At 57.3% G+C, this 18,535-nt stretch carries 17 protein-coding genes and 2 tRNA genes; 6 read left to right on the forward strand and 13 right to left on the reverse strand.

Features of this window, described 5'->3' with window-relative positions:
• Positions 1-100 precede the first annotated feature (100 nt).
• Genes panB through QP888_RS07540 form a run of 3 tightly spaced genes read left to right on the forward strand, consistent with a single transcriptional unit; the run spans position 101 to position 2,590 of the window.
• On the forward strand, positions 101-931 hold the full coding sequence (panB, locus tag QP888_RS07530; RefSeq protein ID WP_284812916.1) for a 3-methyl-2-oxobutanoate hydroxymethyltransferase: 831 nt from the start codon (positions 101-103) through the stop codon (positions 929-931).
• 11 nt (positions 932-942) lie between these two features.
• On the forward strand, positions 943-1,902 hold the full coding sequence (gene panC, locus QP888_RS07535; protein WP_284812917.1) for a pantoate--beta-alanine ligase: 960 nt from the start codon (positions 943-945) through the stop codon (positions 1,900-1,902).
• Positions 1,895-2,590, forward strand: coding sequence for a TetR/AcrR family transcriptional regulator (locus QP888_RS07540; protein ID WP_284812918.1), 696 nt, complete (start codon positions 1,895-1,897; stop codon positions 2,588-2,590). The genes panC and QP888_RS07540 overlap by 8 nt, the downstream gene beginning before the upstream one ends.
• 44 nt (positions 2,591-2,634) lie before the next feature.
• On the opposite strand, the gene clpX is transcribed toward QP888_RS07540, so the two are convergent.
• The 6 genes from clpX to QP888_RS07570 all read right to left on the reverse strand — a co-directional run bounded on the left by clpX (position 2,635) and on the right by QP888_RS07570 (position 7,508).
• Positions 2,635-3,969, reverse strand: coding sequence for an ATP-dependent Clp protease ATP-binding subunit ClpX (clpX, locus tag QP888_RS07545; protein ID WP_284812920.1), 1,335 nt, complete (start codon positions 3,967-3,969; stop codon positions 2,635-2,637).
• A gap of 149 nt (positions 3,970-4,118) precedes the next feature.
• Positions 4,119-4,262, reverse strand: coding sequence for a hypothetical protein (locus tag QP888_RS07550; protein WP_284812921.1), 144 nt, complete (start codon positions 4,260-4,262; stop codon positions 4,119-4,121).
• Between the two features lie 146 nt (positions 4,263-4,408).
• Positions 4,409-5,038 (reverse strand): ATP-dependent Clp protease proteolytic subunit, encoded by a 630-nt coding sequence (locus QP888_RS07555; RefSeq protein WP_284812922.1) that lies wholly within the window; start codon positions 5,036-5,038, stop codon positions 4,409-4,411.
• A 38-nt stretch (positions 5,039-5,076) separates the two neighbouring features.
• Entirely contained in the window at positions 5,077-5,679 is a 603-nt protein-coding gene (locus tag QP888_RS07560; protein WP_284812923.1) for an ATP-dependent Clp protease proteolytic subunit, read from the reverse strand.
• A gap of 259 nt (positions 5,680-5,938) precedes the next feature.
• Positions 5,939-7,342: a trigger factor gene (tig, locus tag QP888_RS07565; protein WP_284812925.1), complete on the reverse strand. Its 1,404-nt coding sequence runs from the start codon at positions 7,340-7,342 to the stop codon at positions 5,939-5,941.
• Positions 7,343-7,434: 92 nt separating this feature from the next.
• A tRNA-Pro gene (locus tag QP888_RS07570) sits at positions 7,435-7,508 on the reverse strand.
• A gap of 150 nt (positions 7,509-7,658) precedes the next feature.
• Between QP888_RS07570 and QP888_RS07575 the strand changes: the two genes are divergently transcribed.
• Positions 7,659-9,932, forward strand: a complete 2,274-nt coding sequence (locus QP888_RS07575; protein ID WP_284812926.1) for an oxidoreductase — start codon at positions 7,659-7,661, stop codon at positions 9,930-9,932.
• 141 nt (positions 9,933-10,073) lie between these two features.
• Here QP888_RS07575 and QP888_RS07580 read toward each other — a convergent pair whose 3' ends face one another.
• On the reverse strand, positions 10,074-11,819 hold the full coding sequence (locus QP888_RS07580; protein WP_284812927.1) for a pyruvate dehydrogenase: 1,746 nt from the start codon (positions 11,817-11,819) through the stop codon (positions 10,074-10,076).
• Positions 11,820-11,989: 170 nt separating this feature from the next.
• Positions 11,990-12,064: transfer RNA gene (locus QP888_RS07585), tRNA-Gly, on the reverse strand.
• 168 nt (positions 12,065-12,232) lie between these two features.
• Between QP888_RS07585 and QP888_RS07590 the strand changes: the two genes are divergently transcribed.
• Positions 12,233-13,057 carry a DUF1542 domain-containing protein gene (locus tag QP888_RS07590; RefSeq protein WP_284812929.1) on the forward strand — a complete coding sequence of 275 codons (825 nt, stop codon included), beginning with the start codon at positions 12,233-12,235 and terminating at the stop codon, positions 13,055-13,057.
• 84 nt (positions 13,058-13,141) lie between these two features.
• Here QP888_RS07590 and QP888_RS07595 read toward each other — a convergent pair whose 3' ends face one another.
• The 4 genes from QP888_RS07595 to QP888_RS07610 all read right to left on the reverse strand — a co-directional run bounded on the left by QP888_RS07595 (position 13,142) and on the right by QP888_RS07610 (position 14,891).
• The gene (locus QP888_RS07595; protein ID WP_284812930.1) at positions 13,142-13,348 is read right to left on the reverse strand and encodes a PspC domain-containing protein; all 207 of its coding nucleotides are present in this window, start codon (positions 13,346-13,348) and stop codon (positions 13,142-13,144) included.
• A gap of 19 nt (positions 13,349-13,367) precedes the next feature.
• On the reverse strand, positions 13,368-13,844 hold the full coding sequence (locus tag QP888_RS07600) for a ribose-5-phosphate isomerase (protein WP_021353173.1): 477 nt from the start codon (positions 13,842-13,844) through the stop codon (positions 13,368-13,370).
• A gap of 148 nt (positions 13,845-13,992) precedes the next feature.
• The gene (locus tag QP888_RS07605; RefSeq protein ID WP_284812933.1) at positions 13,993-14,277 is read right to left on the reverse strand and encodes a hypothetical protein; all 285 of its coding nucleotides are present in this window, start codon (positions 14,275-14,277) and stop codon (positions 13,993-13,995) included.
• Between the two features lie 2 nt (positions 14,278-14,279).
• Positions 14,280-14,891 (reverse strand): mycothiol-dependent nitroreductase Rv2466c family protein, encoded by a 612-nt coding sequence (locus QP888_RS07610; protein WP_284812934.1) that lies wholly within the window; start codon positions 14,889-14,891, stop codon positions 14,280-14,282.
• Between the two features lie 273 nt (positions 14,892-15,164).
• Here QP888_RS07610 and pepN point away from each other — a divergent pair, with 273 nt between their 5' ends.
• Positions 15,165-17,720 (forward strand): aminopeptidase N, encoded by a 2,556-nt coding sequence (pepN, locus tag QP888_RS07615; protein ID WP_284812935.1) that lies wholly within the window; start codon positions 15,165-15,167, stop codon positions 17,718-17,720.
• Between the two features lie 43 nt (positions 17,721-17,763).
• On the opposite strand, the gene QP888_RS07620 is transcribed toward pepN, so the two are convergent.
• Positions 17,764-18,495 carry an SDR family oxidoreductase gene (locus QP888_RS07620; protein WP_284812936.1) on the reverse strand — a complete coding sequence of 244 codons (732 nt, stop codon included), beginning with the start codon at positions 18,493-18,495 and terminating at the stop codon, positions 17,764-17,766.
• Positions 18,496-18,535: the final 40 nt, after the last annotated feature.

Consider the following 18,535-nt stretch of genomic DNA (forward strand, 5'->3'; position numbering starts at 1 on the left):
GAAGCTACAGAAGCTGCAAAAGCTACAGCGACTCCAGCGGCTATGGCAATTGTCCAGCAGATCCCCAGTAATAATCCGCCACACTGCTAAAATCCGGCCTATGTCTACCCAACCGTCCCGTCCCCCACAGCGCCTACGCACTCATTATTTTTCGCGTGCCAAAGCCAGCGGCACCCCGTTCACCGCTCTAACCAGCTACGATAGCCTCACCGCCAGCATTTTCGACGACGCCGAAATCGATTTGCTACTCGTCGGCGATTCCGCGGCGAACGTGGTCTTCGGGCACAGCTCCACCCTGCCGATCACCACTGAGGAGCTCATCAGCTTGTCCGCAGCCGTCGTGCGTTCCACCCGTCGCGCGTTCGTCGTTGCCGATCTTCCGTTCGGCAGCTACGAGACTTCCCCGGCCCAAGCCGTGGATACTGCGGTGCGGTTTATGAAAGAAGCCGGCGTGCAGGCGGTCAAGATCGAAGGTGGCGTGGAGATTGCGCCGACCATTAAAGCGCTTGTCGACGCCGGCATCCCGGTGTGCGCGCACATTGGTTTTACCCCGCAGTCCGAACACGCGCTCGGCGGCTACCGGGTGCAAGGCCGTGGCGAAGCCGCCGCACAACTGGCCGCTGATGCGCAGGCCGTGGCCGATGCGGGCGCGTTTGCCGTGGTCATGGAAATGGTTCCGAGCCAGCTGGCTGCACAGATCACCCGCGATTGCCCCATCCCCACTATCGGCATCGGCGCTGGCAACGAGACCGATGGACAAATTCTGGTGTGGACGGATGCTTTCGGCCTGGGCACTGGCAAATCACCACGGTTTGTGCGCCAATACGCCAATCTTGCCGACGAGCTACGCACAGGTGCGCGCGCCTATCGCGAGGATGTGGCAGCTCGCGCATTCCCGAACGAAGCAGAATCGTTTAGCGACGAGAAGTAATTAAAAACTACATGCAGATTATTCACACTGTCTCTGACATGCGCGCATTTTGTGCGCAATCACGATCCCGTCAGGCTGCGTCTGGTGCAGCGGGCTCTGGTGCAGCGGACACTGGGTCGGCTGCTACTAGTAGGTCGGCTGCTGCTAATGCGCCTGCTCCTGATACGACTAGCCCGTCAATAGGCCTGGTGCCGACGATGGGTGCGCTGCACGACGGACACGCCAGCCTGGTGCGCGCTGCTCGTGCCGACAACGACATCGTGGTGGCATCGGTATTCGTCAACCCGCTGCAATTTGCTGACCTCGGCGACTGCGACGATTACCGCAACTACCCACGCAATCTCGACGCCGACGCCGAATTCTTGCGCGGTCTCGGCATCGATGCTGTCTTTGCCCCGAGTGTGGACGAAATGTATCCGGGGTTTAGCACAGCCCCAGACCGGCACCCACAAATCTGGGTGCGTACCGGCCGCATGGGCGAGATTTTGGAAGGCGCCTCCCGCCCCGGGCATTTTGATGGCGTTGCCACCGTCGTCGCCAAGCTGTTTCAGATCATCCAACCAGACCGCGCCTATTTTGGGCGCAAAGATGCCCAGCAGTTAGCGATCATTCAGGCGCTGGTGCGGGATCTAGATATGCCCATTGCCATCCACGGATTGCCCATTGTGCGTGGCGACGACGGGGTGGCTGAATCCAGCCGGAATCTACGTTTGAGTGCACAGCAGCGCCAGCACGCCACCGCCTTATCGCAGACGCTGTTTGGGTTCCGGGATGACATATTTACCAGTGTCGACGAAGCATCAGAGCACTTAGCTAGCTGTGAGGGCGTGGAACTAGATTATTTCCGCATCGTCGATCCCGCCGATTTACGGGATGTGCCTGCTGGTACTCGACCTGCCTTGGCGTTGACAGCCGCGTGGGTCGGCCCAGTGCGCTTGATTGATAATCTGGCTTTGGAGGCACATGAATAATCGCGGCGAGAATGATGAGAATGGCGCGAATGCTATAACCACAGAGCTAGGAGCTGCGATCACTGAGTTCATCCGCCATGGCTACGAGCACGCGGACATCTCGCAGCTGCAAGACACACGAAGTGGCGCGCCAGCGAACAAGCTCGAGCTGTATTCCCAGGTCATCGCCGCCTGCATGGATGCGATTACTCCCCCAGCGTCGACACTGAGCATCGATTCTCCTGTGCCGGCCGAGGGCATGGCGCATATCGTGCACGCGTTATTTACCCAGCTCGATACTCACCGTGATGCGGTAGCGCTGCTGGCGGCAGAATCGCTGCACCCAGTGCTGGAGGCAGGAACCACCACGACGATGATGGAATCATCCGAACTGGGCCTGCATCTGGACCGAGTGTTGTTACGCGGCCAAGAAGCCGGGGCGTTCCGTCCTGGAATTTCCGCGCTTGACGTGTTTTACCTGGTTATTTCGCTGAGTTTTTCCCGGCTCAACCACCAGCATCTCATGGCGATGACCACGCGGGTTGATACCTTTTCGGCGGCAAACACCGCGGGAGTGCGTCGGCTGGTCGTCGATGCGGTGCTGTCATTTTTGACGTCGAATATCGCCGATTCCGAGCACGAATCTTATCTGGCCACCACCAGCGATGAAGACCGCGATGATTCCGGATTGGGCATCTACTGGGACTAACCCTGGGGCTTGCGCCAGCTACGCCGAACAGCTGCAGCAACCAGCTACGCCGACTGCATATTTTCTGAGTAGCGTAGCTCCGGGGTGTCTTCCCCACGCACCGCAGCCGCGGTAATAACCACTTGGTTGATGTCCTCGCGGTCCGGCAGGTCATACATCACCGGCACCAGAAGATCCTCCAAGATCGCGCGCAAACCACGCGCACCGGTGCCGCGCTCAATCGCCAATTCTGCGATTTCGCCGAGGGCATCATCGTCGAAAAGCAACTCAGCGCCGTCCATGGCAAACAGGCTACGATACTGTTTAACCAGGGAATTCTTCGGTTCCGTGAGCACCTGCACCAGCGAGTTACGATCCAGGTTTTCCACCGTCGCCACTACAGGCAGGCGTCCGATGAATTCTGGAATCAGGCCGAATTTCACCAAATCCGCGGTGCGCACCTGCGAAAACAGCGCGGCATTATCCGTATCTTTACGCGAATCAATCTCAGCGCCAAAGCCCAAGCCCTTCTTGCCGACGCGCTCCGCAATGACTTTATCAAGACCATCAAAGGCACCAGCGACAATGAACAACACGTTCGAGGTATCCAGCTGGATAAACTCCTGGTTCGGGTGCTTGCGCCCGCCCTGCGGCGGAATCGACGCCGTGGTGCCTTCCAGGATTTTCAGCAGTGCCTGCTGCACACCCTCACCGGACACATCGCGGGTAATCGATGGGTTTTCACTCTTGCGCGAAATCTTGTCGATCTCATCAACATAAATGATGCCGCGCTGGGCGCGCTCCACATCAAAATCGGCAGCTTGCAGCAACTTCAACAGGATATTTTCCACGTCTTCGCCGACATAACCGGCCTCGGTCAACGACGTGGCATCGGCAATGGTAAACGGCACATCCAGCATACGCGCCAAGGTTTGCGCCAGGTAGGTTTTACCAGAGCCGGTTGGACCCAGCATCAAAATATTGGATTTCGCAATCTCGATCTCTTCGTCCGCATGAATGGAATCTGTGCGTGCAGCGTATTTCCCGCTGGGTGATTTTTGCCCCGAGCGTGCACCAGAGCGGGCGAACTCGTCGGCACGCATACGCTTGTAATGGTTATACACAGCGACCGCTAAGGTGCGCTTGGCCTGATCCTGGCCAATGACGTAATTATCCAAAAACGCGGAAATTTCCGACGGCCGAGGCAGACGCTTAGCATCCTCGGTGTCCTGTGCGCCCGGTTCATTGGCGATTTCCTCTTCGATGATCTCATTGCACAGTTCAATGCACTCATCACAGATATAGACGCCGCCACCGGCGATGAGCTTTTTCACCTGTTTCTGGCTCTTCCCACAGAAGGAACACTTCAGCAGGTCAGCGCTTTCTTGCATACGTGCCATAGGGTCTTTACGTACTTCTCATTTCGCAGTCGTGGACAGTGCTCCCCAGTCTAACCACCATGCCCGCTCCTAGCCGGTAGCCACACGAAATCTGAGGCAATACCACCCAGACAACTTGGTGCTGGACAAATTATAGGCATGGCCGTTCCCTATCCCTGTGCTCGTACTGCTGGCAACCCGCTTTCTGTCAGCAACCGCCCTGCGCCCAGCGCCACAGCGGCGGCGACAATAACAGTCACAGTCACAGTCACAGCCACAGCCATTACCACAGCCATCGCAACGCGCCGCAACACACAAGAATGCTCCCCACTAGTAGAACCAAATTTTTCGGTCCAACTATGAGGAGCAGTTCATGCGCAGCAGGCTGGCTTTGTCCAGGAACCTCTGGAATTCCTGTACCGAAAATAGCCAGCCGACGATGTAGCCGAACGACTACAAACTAGTTGTGGTTGGCCTTGCGGTACTCAAACACGCGATCGATGATGCCGTATTCCACCGCCTCTTCGGCGGTCAGAATCTTGTCACGGTCGGTGTCGATGCGGATCTGCTCGGCGCTGCGGCCAGTGTGTTCTGCCAAGGTGCGTTCCATCAAGGTACGCATACGCTCGATTTCAGCGGCCTGAATCTCCAAGTCAGAAACCTGACCCTGGGTTCCGGAGGTAGCAGGCTGGTGAATCAACACACGCGAATTTGGAAGCGCAGCACGCTTACCCGGTGAACCAGCAGCCAGAAGTACAGCAGCGGCAGAGGCAGCCTGGCCCAGGCACACTGTCTGCACATCGCAGCGCACGAAGCGCATGGTGTCATAGATTGCCATCAACGCAGTGAAAGAACCACCTGGCGAGTTAATGTACATGGTGATATCACGGTCTGGATCCTGAGATTCCAGTACCAACAGCTGTGCCATGATGTCGTTGGCTGCGGTGTCATCAACCTGAGAAGCCAAGAAGATGATGCGCTCTTCAAACAGCTTGTTGTACGGGTTGGTTTCCTTCGTGCCGTTCGCGGAGTGCTCCAAAAACGACGGCAGCACGTACCGCGACGATGGCATCTGGGATTGGTTCAACATGAAAGTAGTTCTCCTCTAACCTGTTTCGTGGTTCGTGCCTAGTTAGTGACGGTGCCGCCTTGGGCGGCGGAAACAACATGGTCAACCATGCCGTAATCCAGTGCCTGCTGCGCAGTGAACCAACGGTCGCGGTCAGAGTCTTTCGTGATCTGCTCAAAAGTCTGGCCGGTGTGTTCTGCAATCAGTTCCGCCATCTCACGTTTCGTCTGCGCGAACTGCTCCGCCTGAATAGCGATATCCGCCGCAGTACCACCGACCCCAGCTGATGGCTGGTGCATCATGATGCGCGCGTGCGGCAGTGCAAAACGCTTGCCTGGTGCACCCGCGGTGAGCAGGAACTGTCCCATAGAGGCAGCCAAGCCCATGCCGTAGGTGCGCACATCGCACGGCGAATACTTCATGGTGTCGTAAATCGCCATACCAGCGGTCACCGAGCCACCTGGGGAGTTGATGTAAAGAGAAATGTCGCGGTTTGGGTCCTCCGCGGACAGCAACAAAATCTGCGCGCACAACTTGTTCGCAATTTCATCGTCCACCTGGGTACCCAGGAAGATGATTCGTTCACGCAACAGACGCTCATAGACAGAGTCGCCCAGGTTCATGCCTGTCGAACCTGCGTCGCTCGTAATTTTGTCAGACATTAGTGTTTCCAACTCCTGTTAGTCGTCGTCCTCAATGACACCAGAATACCCGCCGCTTTCGGGCCCGTCAGGTGTGTTCGCTGTCAGCGTTTGCGCCAGCGCAGCGTCAGCCCAGCGTCAGCTAGCACCTACTGCACACGCGCGAGGGTACGGGCTGGATGCCAGTAATAGACCAGCGCTAGCTAGACAAAAACCCGCCGACCGAGCTGCGTAAGCTCGACCCGGCGGGCATTATGCATCAGCGTGCTAAAAAGAGATTTTACTTCTCTTCGGTGCTTTCTTGTGCCTCAGCAGCATCAGCATTGTCTGCGCCTGCAGCACCTTCAACACTGTCGTTGTTGTCTTCCTCGCCGAAGTAATCCTTCGGGTCCACAGAGTTGCCGTCAGTGTCTTCGACGGTGACGTTGCAAATAGCCATAGCCAATGCTTTGCCGCGACGAACGTCCGCGAACAAGTTTGGCAACTGGTTAGCCTGCTGCAGCTGCTGCATGAACTGGCCCGGCTCCATGCCGTAGGAACGGGCGGTGAACATGATGTGCTCGGTCAGCTCTTCCTGAGAAACCTCTGGCTGCTCCTGCTCGGCAACAGCATCCAGGAACAGCTGGGTGCGTACGGAATCCTCGGCAGATTCGCGCGCTTCCTTGTCGAACTGCTCGCGGGAAGTACCCTGCGCCTCCAAAAGCTGCGCCAGGGCCTTCTCATCGCCACCAACCTGGCCCAGTACCTGGTGGTACTGGTTATGAACTTGGTCATCAACCACGGTCTTCGGCAGTTCGAACTCAACCTTTTCCAGAGCAGCCTTCAGGACCTCATCGCGGATCTCTGCAGCCTGTTGTGCCTTGACGGATTCCTCAGCCTGAGTGCGGATGGCATCGCGCAGCTCGTCGGCAGTGTCGAACTCAGAAGCCATCTGGGCGAACTCATCGTCGAAGTCCGGCAGCTTACGCTCCTGAGTCTTCTGTACGTGTACGGAAACTTCAGCTTCTTCACCGGCGCGCTCACCGGTTTCCAGCTTCGCAGTGAAAGAATTATCCTCACCGGTCTTCATGCCACGCAGAGCGGTATCGAGGCCCTTAATCAAGTTACCAGAGCCGATCTGATAGGACATGGACTCTACCTTGGCATCTTCGATCTCTTCGCCGTCGATTTCAGCAGACAAGTCGATCACAGCGAAGTCATTGGTCTTCAGCTGGCGCTTGGTTTCCTTCAACTCACCGAAACGGTCACGCAGCTGGTCAACCTGCTCTTCGGTCGCCTCATCCAGCGACTTCAGTGGAGCAACGGATACCTTGAGCTTGGAGAAGTCCGGTACCTCAATATCTGGCTGGACATCAACCTCTGCGGTGAACTCCACGAAGTCATTATCTTCAATCTGCTTGATATCAACCTCAGGCTGACCGATTGGGTTGATATCATTTTCTTTCATGGCCTCTTCGTACTTGACGGGCAGCATGTCGTTGACGACCTGCTCCAATACTGGGCCACGACCGAAACGCGCGTCGATCAGCTGCCGCGGGGCTTTACCCTTACGGAAACCTGGGATAGTCACCTGCTGCGCGATGGCCTTGTAGGCTGCGTCGATTTCCTTATCAAGCTCAGAGAATGGGACATTCACGGTGAGCTTCACGCGGGTATCGCTCAGCTTGTCGACGGTTGTCTTCACGAGTAACTCTCCTGGTTTCTCATCGAGGGATAGTTCTATTACTTATTTTATTAAACAGGGGCCCTTAGCACTCACAGCCAGGGCCCCATTTGTCGGGGCGACAGGATTTGAACCTGCGACCTTCTACTCCCGAAGCAGACGCGCTACCAAGCTGCGCTACGCCCCGCGATCATTCACATGCAGCAACCGCATGTGAACACGACCCCGTAGTCTACCTGTCCTATTTTCATTGCGCACAGCCGGGGTCGGCTATTTCTCTCCACCCATAAGCGGTGAGGAATTTCTGTTAAGCAGCACACACGCTAATGTGTTATCCATGACACATTCCGTGACCGGTTCTGTTCCTCCCAACACTGCCAATACTTCTGCGTATTCGCGCCTACTTTCCCCGGCCACCGTCGGTAAGAAACGCTTCCGCAACCGCGCAATCATGGGCTCGATGCACACCGGCCTCGAAGATGACCCGGCCAACGCGCCGAAACTGGCAGCCTACTTCGCGGAACGCGCCCGAGGTGGTGCCGCGGCCGTGGTGACCGGTGGGTATTCGCCGAATCAGCTGGGTGTTTTAAGCCCATTTGCACACCCATTCAATAACGACGACATGGTGCACGCCCACAAACAAGTCACCGCTGCTATACATGAACACGGCAGCCTGGCGTTTCTACAGCTGCTGCACGCAGGCCGCTACGCGTTCCATATGGAATCGGTCAGCGCTAGCGCCACCCAGGCGCCGATCAGCCCGTTTCCTTCTCGTGCGCTTTCCGACGAAGAAGTCGCGCAAACCGTCCAGGATTTCGCGCACTCGGCCAAGCTCGCCGCCGAGGCCGGCTACGACGGGGTGCAGATTATGGGCTCGGAAGGTTACCTGATTAACCAATTCCTTTCCTCACGCACGAACCAGCGCGACGACCGCTGGGGCCAGCAACGCAGCTTGTTCGCCTTGGAAATCGCCCGGGCTGTGCGGAAAGCCGTGCCCGAGGATTTCCTGGTGGATTTCCGCATGAGCATGCTGGAATTGGTCGAAGAGGGCCAAACCCAAAGCGAAATCTTGGAGCTTGCACGTGGCTTGGAAGAAGCCGGCGTCGACATGCTCAGCACAGGTATCGGCTGGCATGAAGCCCAGGTACCAACGGTGATCACCAGCGTCCCGCGTGCAGCATTCAGCTGGGCCACCACCCGTGTGAAAGAACATGTCAACATTCCGGTGGTCTCATCCAACCGCATCAACACCCCAGAAGTTGCCGAACAAGTATTGGCCGGAACCTGGGATGACACCGGCGTAGAAACCGATTTCGTCTCCATGGCCCGCCCCTGGTTGGCGGATCCAGAATTCATCAACCGTGTGCAAGCTGGCCACGCAAACCAGATCAACCACTGCATTGCGTGCAATCAGTCCTGCCTGGACCATGTTTTTGAAAACAAGCGCGCTAGCTGCTTGGTCAACCCCCGTGCCGGTTACGAAACCGAGCTGACCTTGCAACCGATCAACCAAGGCAACACTGATGCTGATGAAATTCCTGGTAGCTCAGAAAACGCTGCACCCAGGGCTGCGGTGATCGGCGGCGGTGTCGCTGGCCTATTTGGTGCTGAAGCACTGGCACAACGGGGATACTCCGTCGAGGTATTCGAAGCAGCTGACACCGTCGGCGGGCAGTTCCGTCTAGCAATGCAAATCCCCGGCAAAGAAGAATTCCACTATTCCTTAAAATCGGTGCTCACCCGGCTAGATGCGCACAAGGTGAAAATCACTACTTCTACCCCGATGACGGCCAACGAAGCTTTCGCCGCAGGGTTCGATGAAGTAGTGATCGCCACTGGCGTGCGCCCACGCATACCGGAGATTCCGGGCATCGAACAGGCCATGGCCGGCGAGTTCGACGTCGACGTCATCACCTACGCAGAACTGCTCTCCGGTGCCAAACAGGCAGGCAACAAGGTGGCGATTGCCGGTGCCGGTGGTATCGGCTTCGACGTCGCAGAGTATTTGGTGGAAGCCCCAGCGTCCGCAAACATCACCGCCGAGCCGCAACCAGCAAGCATCAACGAATGGGAATCCGCCTGGGGTGTTAGCCGACGCGCTGATCTGCCCGGCAACCTGGAACGCCCACACCCTCCACGGGCGCAGCGCGAAATCACGATGCTGCAGCGCAAACCTTCACCGCAGGGCTTGGGCCTGAACCGCACCACCGGATGGGTGCACCGTATTTCCGTAGCAGCAGCTGGTGTCAAGCAGGTCAGTGGCGTTGCCTATACGAAGATCGACAACGACGGATTACACCTGAATGTGCCGGTCAACGACGCCGCCAAGACCAGCAAGGCTATCCGGAAGGCGCAGAAGGCGGGAGATAAAGATAAGGTCGCCGCGCTGGAAGACGACCTGAAAAACAACCGCACCGACACCGTCTTGGGCGTCGACACGATCGTGCTGTGCACCGGCCAGGAGTCAGTTATCGAACCAGACTTCGAGAGCTTAACCGAGGACCAGCGCTCCCGCGTGCACGTTATTGGTGGCGCGGATGTTGCCGCTGAGCTCGACGCGGCACGGGCTATCCGCCAAGCTGTTGAACTCGCAGCTGAGCTGAAACGTTAAACAGTACGGGCACCAAACACCGCCTTGAAACAGCCCAGCAAGTACAGATGGTGCGTCACCGCCGCAATACGGGCTTATGTTCTTACGCGCTCTAGTGTTCTTGCGCGCTCTAGCAACGCACCGTTCGAGCGCGAGGTGCGCTTATGGGCGCGGAATATTGCGCAGGTTAGACCGTGCCATCGACAGCATCTTGCCCACGCCGCCTTCAAGAACGGTGCGGCCAGCTGCCAAGGCGAAGCCCTTGAGCTGATCAAATTCCAGTGTCGGTGGCATGGACAGCGCATTCGGATCGGTGATGACGTCGATCAGCACCGGACCGTCCATCTCCAGGGCCTCTTTCAACTGCTGGCGCGCCTTCTTCGGGTCCGTGATACGTACGGAAGGGATGCCCAGGGCTTCTGCTGCACCGGCGTAATCAACGCCGTCGTGGTCGGTACCGAATTCCGGCATGCCCTCGACCAGCATTTCTAGCTTCACCATGCCCAGCGAGGAGTTATTAAAGACCACGGTTTTCACCGGCAGATTATTGCGACGTACCGTCAAAAGCTCACCCATCAACATCGCCAAGCCGCCATCACCAGAGAAACTGACGACCTGACGGTTGCGGTCTGCTTGCTGCACGCCAATGGCTTGTGGCAGCGCGTTGGCCATGGTGCCGTGTTTCCAGGAACCAATCACGCGGTTACGGCCAGTGGGGTTAATATACCGAGCCGCCCACACGTTGCACATTCCGGTGTCTACGGTGACCACGGCGTCGTCTTCCAGCAACTCATCGATCTGATCGGCGAGGAACTCCGGGTGAATCGGGGTGTGCTTCTCGACGTTTTTGGTATACGCATCCACGACATGCGACAACTCGCGCTCGTGCTTTTTCAGCATCGCGTCCAGAAACGAGCGGTCAGTCTTGTTCTTCGTCTTTTCCAGCAGCGCGTTGACGGTTGGTAGCACGTCGCCGCAGATAGCGTGGCTGAGTACCGCGCGGCGTCCCAGATGCTCCGGGTTGTTGTCAACCTGCGCGATCACGACGTCAGAGCCATCTGGCAGGAAGTCCACGTAGGGGAAGTCCGTGCCCAGCATCAGCAGCAGATCGGCATCCTGGCAGGCGTCGTAGCAAGCGCCATAGCCCAGCAGGCCGGACATGCCGACGTCGTACGGGTTGTCATACTGAATAACTTCTTTGCCACCCAGTGCGTGGCCGATGGGGGCATGCAGATGAGTCGCTAGATCAATAATCTCGTCGTGCGCACCGGCGGAGCCAGCACCGACGAACAGCGTGATCTTTTCTGCCTTATCAATGGCTGCAACGAGCTTGTCGACGTCGGCAGCATCCGGAATCATCTGCCCCTTCTTGCGAGCGATTACTCCACCGCTCACCGGCTCATCGACCTTCTCCGCCGCAATATTACCGGGGATGACCAGCGTGGATACTTGCTTGTTGCCAATCGAATTCTGGATGGCGGTATGCAGGATGCGCTGGCCCTGCTTCGCGGAATGCGCGACTTCGATATAGCCGGAACATTCCTTCAGTACCTGCTGCGGGTGGGTTTCTTGGAAGAAGCCGGTGCCGATTTCTTCGCTCGGGATGTGGGTAGCCAGTGCCAGCACGCGGGCGCCGTTGCGGTGGGCGTCGTAAAGTCCCTGCACCAGGTGAGTATTTCCTGGCCCGCAGGAGGCAGCGCACACGGCGAGTTCGCCAGTAACGAGGGACTCTGCACCAGCGGCGAAAGCTGCGGATTCCTCATTGTGGACATGGATCCATTCCATGTCTTTGTGGCGGCGCACGGCATCAACGATGGGGTTCAGGCTGTCACCGACGAGGCCATAAATGTGACGCACGCCTTGTTTGGCGAGGGTGTCGATAAGGAAGTCTGCGTAGGTTTTCGACATGTAGTCAAAGCTCCTTGGAATACACTGTTTATGAGTAGTTGTTCAACAGCATTCCAGCCTACGCCGATTTGGCAACGGAAAAATCCCGTGAGACTGATCTTACAACTGAGTGATTATATCTGCACGGATATTTTCTCAGTGCTACTAACGATCAGCCCCACGGGATTACGTGGAGGGAATGACGGGAATCGAACCCGCGTCTTCAGCTTGGAAGGCTGAGGTATTAGCCACTATACGACATTCCCACGCACCCTTGCGGTGCGTTCAATAGCCTACATCATAATCGTGATAGCGCCAAAACTCGCCCCTTACCACCAATTTATAGCTGGTAAAGTGGCACGAACACTCCGCCACACCACTGCCGCGCAGAATCGTTAGAATGGCGAGAAAACATTGTGGGAGTGAGAATAAGCATGGAAATCCTGTTGATCGTTCTGCTTGGCGTCGGCATCGCGTTTTATTTCGCCAGCCGGAACAACAAAAAGCAAATAGAACAAAATAACCAGAATGAGCTGGACGACGCGCGTGCCGACGCACAGCGCTGGATCGACCGGTTAGGTTCGCAGGTCTATAGCATCGACGGCACCGATACCGCCTCGAAGCAAGCCATGTCTGATGCCTCTGAGCGCCACAACGCGGCAGCCTCGGCGTTATCTTCTGCCACCACCGTGAAGCAAGCCCGCTTGGCCCGCGAATCCGCACTCGAAGGTATGCACTATGCCAACGCGGCGCGTGAGATCATGGGCATGTCTACCGGGCCGGAGATCCCACCGCTAGAAGACCAGCGCAATGCCGGTAAGGTCACCGAACGCCGTGAGATTGACCACGAAGGTGAGCACATCATCGCCTCACCGAAAGCCAGTGATGATGCCCCGCACTACTACCCTGGTGGCAAAGTTGCAGGACGCCCGGTACCGGCTGGCTGGTATTCCACCCGCTGGTGGGAACCTGCACTGCTGACCGGCGTGTGGGCCATGAGCTCGGCGATGATGTTTTCCATGATGTTTTCCGGCATGGCAGGCGTTGGCTATAGTGCTCAAGATTTTGAATCTGGGGCTGGCGAGGGCCTAGACAGTGCTGATGGTGCTGGAGCGGACGGTGCCGATGGTATGGACGGCGCAGATGGCGGCGACATGGATGACATGGGTGGCATGGACGATGCAGGTATGGACGACGGCGGTGGTCTATTCGGGGGCGGCGATGACGGCGGCCTGTTTGACCTCGGCTTCGACTTCTAAAACCAAGACCTAAGCCAAGCAAGCACCCCATTGTTGGTTCAACAATGGGGTGCTTGGTGTTTTTAGCTGACAACAAAATCTGCGCTAAAACAAATATCTACCATTTGGGGTAGGCCAGCCACTGAAATAGATACACGAAATCATAGGGGCCCCTACCAGAGGGGCTAGGACATAGCACCACCTCACAGTATCGGCTTTGACCCCGTACGTTTCCGCTACGCCTGCACAGACTCCTGCTATTTGTTTGCCGTCGTCTGTACGGTGCCACTTATTTTCTACGGGAAGCTCCATTTGCAGCCTCAGTTATTAGTTATTCGGCGCTTGGTACTTCTGGGGCTACACCAGTGCGCTCATATTCCGCCAAAATGTCAATGCGGCGCTGGTGGCGCTGCGCTGCCGACCACTCCTGATCCAAGAAAGCATCGACGATCTGCAGTGCTTCTTCCTCTGAGTGCATGCGTCCACCGATACCGATCAGCTGTGCGTTGTTGTGCTCACGCGCCAAGCGTGCGGTTTCTGGCGACCACGCCAATGCGCAGCGTGCACCCTCTACCTTATTAGCGGCAATCTGCTCACCGTTTCCAGAACCGCCCAATACGATGCCCAGCGAACCTGGATCATTCACGGTGCGTGTAGCTGCGTCGATACAAAACGCTGGGTAATCATCGTCGGCGTCATAGGTGTGCGCACCGCAATCAATCACCTCATAACCAGCTTTGTTCAGGTGTTCTTTGATCAGGTTTTTCGTCTCAAAACCTGCGTGGTCTGCTCCAAGATAAACGCGCATACACACAATAATAGCCGCCTGGCAGAAACCAGACGGCTAAATCGTTCAGCGTTGCGGTAGTCCTTGGTAATAGCTCACCGCACTGACGCACTAAGGCCACATACATTAAGGCGCTAGAACACAATGCTCACGCTTACCGAATCAGCGCTTAACGCGCTGAGCGCTGCGCCGGAGCATCAGCACCAGCATCGGAATTACGGTTAGTCAACATGCGGTAGACCAACCAAATGCCCAACGCCAGCAGCAGCCATGGCAGAAGCTTGAACACAACGGCCACGGTGGATGCCAGGCCGGTGATCACAGCGATGATCGAAGCAACCAAGCACACGCCTGCAGAAATCAGGGCCACCATGGCATTCTGCCGCCAAGAATAAAAGGCAGCGGCACCGCCCAGAGCAGCGATGATCAGAGAAGTAATAAAAGTACCAAACATAGTTACACCTGTGGGTTTTCGGTTCGGGAACGTTTCAGTTCGAAGAAGTATGGGTACTGTCCTAAACGCAGCGCGGCGTCGAAAAGTTCCCCGGCTTCTTCGCCTTCTGGAACACGGGTAATAACTGGGCCGAAGAACGCCGCATCACCCAATTGCATTACCGGAGTTCCCACATCATTACCGACCAAGTCAATGGCCTGCTGGTGGTATGCGCGCAGCTTCTCATCAACTTCGTCGCTATTTGCCAGTTTCGCCAGCTCGACGTCGGCGTCGATGTCTTGCAAAGCCCGCACGATCAAATCGTCGTAAGCGCCGTAGCCTTTTTGACCACCGTTACCTTGCTTATGAATCAAGGTGCCCAAGGCCGTGTAATAGGCATCAACCTTGTCAGGGTGCTGATCTTTCAACGCGGCAGCAACCCGGGCTGGACCCCAGTTGGCCTTCATCATCTCGGCATAATCGGCCGGAATATCTGCGCCCTCATTCAGCACGGACAGAGAAAACGGCATCCACTCGACCTGCACGTCACGGACTTTCTCGACTTCCTTCATCCAGCGGGATGTCTGCCATGCAAACGGGCAGGAAGCATCAAACCAAAAACGTACGGTTTCCATCGTATTCTCCTTAATTCTTCATTCGGGATTCTTTCACATGGGACAAATTAGCCCCGCACACAATGCCTGGATCATGTGCGATGTTCATGTGCGCTCATGTGCACTTATCCGGTCTTCATTTATCCAGTCATAGAGTAAATCCACCACCACCGATCCTATGGAGACATTAAGCTGGGTGCGAACAACTTCATGACCTAATAGTTCTGTGGCACTGGCCGCGACATCGACCAGCCGCAGTATTTAGTACAACGCAGAAGAAAGGTAATTCATTCCGTGACTTCTCTAAACCTGACACGCGACGAGGCTCAACAGCGCTCGCAGCAGATCAAGGTACACAATTACAAGGTCGCTCTGGATCTCACCGTCTCCGAGAAATTCTTCACCTCCCACACCGTCGTCGACTTCGAAGTCCGTGAAGGCCAGCAGGCAGATACCTTCCTAGATTTGCGTGCCGACGAAATCGTGGAGCTTTTTATCGACGGCGCCGAAAAACCGACCGAGTACGACGCCGAGCACGGCATCCCACTGCAGGGGCTGCAACCGGGCCGCCACAGCGTCGATGTCACCGCACGTATTCCCTATTCGCGCACCGGGCAGGGGCTCCACCGCTTCGTCGACCCTGCTGATGACAGGGTTTACCTGTACTCGCAATGCGAAACTGCCGATGCGAAACGCATCCTGGCGTGTTTCGACCAGCCGGATATGAAGGCAACCTACGATTTCTCGATTACCGCCCCGCACGACTGGACGGTGATCACCAACGAGACCTCCACGGTTACCGATAATGGCGATTCCCGCGAGTGGAATTCACGGATCGGCTACCAGCTTTCCACCTACCTGATCGCTGTGTGCGCCGGCCACTACTACCAGGTCAGCGACGAATGGACGGGCACGCTCACCGCGCACCCGGAAACCAGCGAGGAAGAGCGTGAAATTTCGGTGCCGCTGGCACTGTTCTGCCGCCAATCACTGGCCAAACACCTCGATGCCGAGCGCCTGTTCACCGAAACCAAGCAGGGCTTTGATTTCTATCACCGCAACTTCGGCATTGCCTACCCATTCGGCAAATACGACCAGGTGCTATGCCCAGAGTTCAACATGGGCGCGATGGAAAACGCCGGTTGCGTCACCCACCGCGACGAGTTCGTCTTCCACAACAAGGCCACCCACTACCAGTACGAACGCCGCGCCGATACCTTCTTGCACGAGATGGCGCACATGTGGTTCGGCGACCTGGTGACCATGCAGTGGTGGGATGACCTGTGGCTCAATGAGTCCTTTGCCACTTGGGCCTCGGCGATCTCACAGGCCGAAGAAACTCAGTACGACACCGCGTGGGTCACCTTCGCGAATATCGAGAAATCTTGGGCCTACCAGCAGGATCAGCTGCCGACGACGCACCCGATCTCCACCGACGCCTCGGACATCGAGACCGTCGAGCAGAACTTCGACGGCATCACCTACGCCAAGGGCGCTTCGGTGCTGAAACAACTACAAGCTTATGTCGGCCGCGAGGAATTCTTCGCCGGTGTGCGTCGCCACTTCGAGGCACACAAATTCGGCAACGCCACCTTCGACGATCTGCTGGGCCACTTGGAGGACGCCTCCGGCCGTGATCTGAGCTGGTGGGCGCAGCAGTGGCTGAAAACCACCGGCGTCAACACCTTGGCTGCCCGCACCGAGGATGATGGCAAGACCTACACGTCTTTCGCCGTGCACCAAGCCGGTGAGACCCTGCGCACCCACCGCATTGCAGTGGGCTTGTACCGTTTCGACGAACAGTCACAGAAGGTGGTGCGCACCAAGCGCGTCGAACTGGACATCGACGGTGAGTTCACCAACGTCGACGAACTGGTCGGCGCACCGGTTGCAGACCTCGTGCTGGTCAACGACGATGATCTGACCTATTGCCTGCCAGAACTCGACGAGCGCTCACTAGCAACTCTGCTGCAGCACATCGACAAGATCGCCGATCCGATGGCTCGCACCCTGTGCTGGTCTGCCGCCTGGGAGATGACCCGCGACGGCAGCCTGAAGGCACGGGATTTCGTGCAGCTGGTCGCACGTGGTGCGCAGGCAGAAACAGAAATGGCGGTGCTGGAACGCATCACCGGCCAGGCTGTCACCGCTCTCACGGCCTATGCGGACCAAGACTGGGCAAAGGCCGAAGGCGCACAGTTACTCGGTGAGGCGTTCCAAGCGGCCGCCGAAAACGGCAGCGAAGACCGCGCCTTGATCTTCATCAAGACGCTGTCTCACCTGCCGTTGGTTGATTCCACCCGCGCATACCTGCACAACATCCTGGATAATGACGAGGACGCCGGGCTGCGCTGGAAGGCACTGACTGCACTGGCTGCCGATGGCGCCATCGGTGAGGAAGCCGCCGTGCGCGAAAAGATCGGCCAACAGCGCGAGCTGGACAAAACCTCGTCTGGCGCGCAGGCTGCGCTCCAGGTCGAAGCAGCCATCAACACCGACGAGAATAAGAAGCGCATCTGGGATGAGCTACGCACCGGCGGGTTGGGCAACTTGGAAGCCCGCTTCAAAATGCTGGGGCTGACCTTCACTGGTTCGGCGGAGCACCTGGAGCAATTCAACGAGGCATACTTCGCCGACGCACAGAAAGTCTGGGCCGAATTTTCCCCAGAAATGGCGCTGGCCGTATTGACCGGCACCTACCCAACCTGGGACAAGACGGAAGAAGGCTTGCAGCGTGCCGACGACTTCCTGGCTGGAGATATGCCCGCTGGTTTGCGCCGGTTGGTACTCGAAGGCCGCGATCGCACTGCTCGTGCCCTGCGCAACCAGCGCATCGACCGCGGCGAGTAATTACTGAGTAATTACTCCGCGTAATTGCTGTGAGCTAGTGGCGCTAGCGGTCTGCTAGCTCAATGCGCGGGCGCACCCGCAACTCGGTGAACTGCGTGGTTGGGCCCGCCTCCACGCAGGAACGCACGGCACGGGCTACCTCCGCCGGTGCAATCATGTGCTCAGCGTTGTAGTCGCCCATCAACCCTTCCAACATCGCGGTATCCGTAGGGCCCGGCGCGACAGTAGTCACGCGGATATCGCGTTCATCCTTGCGCAGGCAATCCGCTACGGCGTACAGCGCGTGCTTGGTGGCGGCGTAGACGACGTTGTTCGGGTGTCCTCCGTGACCGGCTCCGGAGTTGATGTAGATGACATCGCCTTCGGTTTTTCGCAGGGCTGGAAGCAGCTGGCGGGTCAGCTCGGCGGCAGCGAAAACGTTGATGTCGAAGTGCTTGCGCCAATCGGCCGGTGTGGCATCGTCGACGGATTTCTTTTCTGCAATTGCCGCAGCGTGGACTACAACGTCGACTGTGTCCAGGCCGAGGACGTCGGCCAGCTGAGTGCCGGGCTGCGCGTCGTCGGCAAGCAATTCTGCCACCAGATCAGCCTGCACCGGGGTAATGTTGGCGCATTCCGCGAGCGCATCGAGGCCTTCTTGGTTGCGTCCGAGGGCATAAACGGCGTGGTCACGCGAAAGATCGGCAGCGATCTCACGGCCCATGCCACCGGTTGCTCCGGTAACAACGGCAACCTTGCGTGCCTGTGCTGGCTGTGTTTGCTCTTCCTGTGTCATTTCGACTCCTCAGTTTTTCGGCTAGATTTCTACGCTAGGT

The sequence above is a fragment of the Corynebacterium sp. MSK297 genome (assembly GCF_030232885.1).
Taxonomy (GTDB): domain Bacteria; phylum Actinomycetota; class Actinomycetes; order Mycobacteriales; family Mycobacteriaceae; genus Corynebacterium.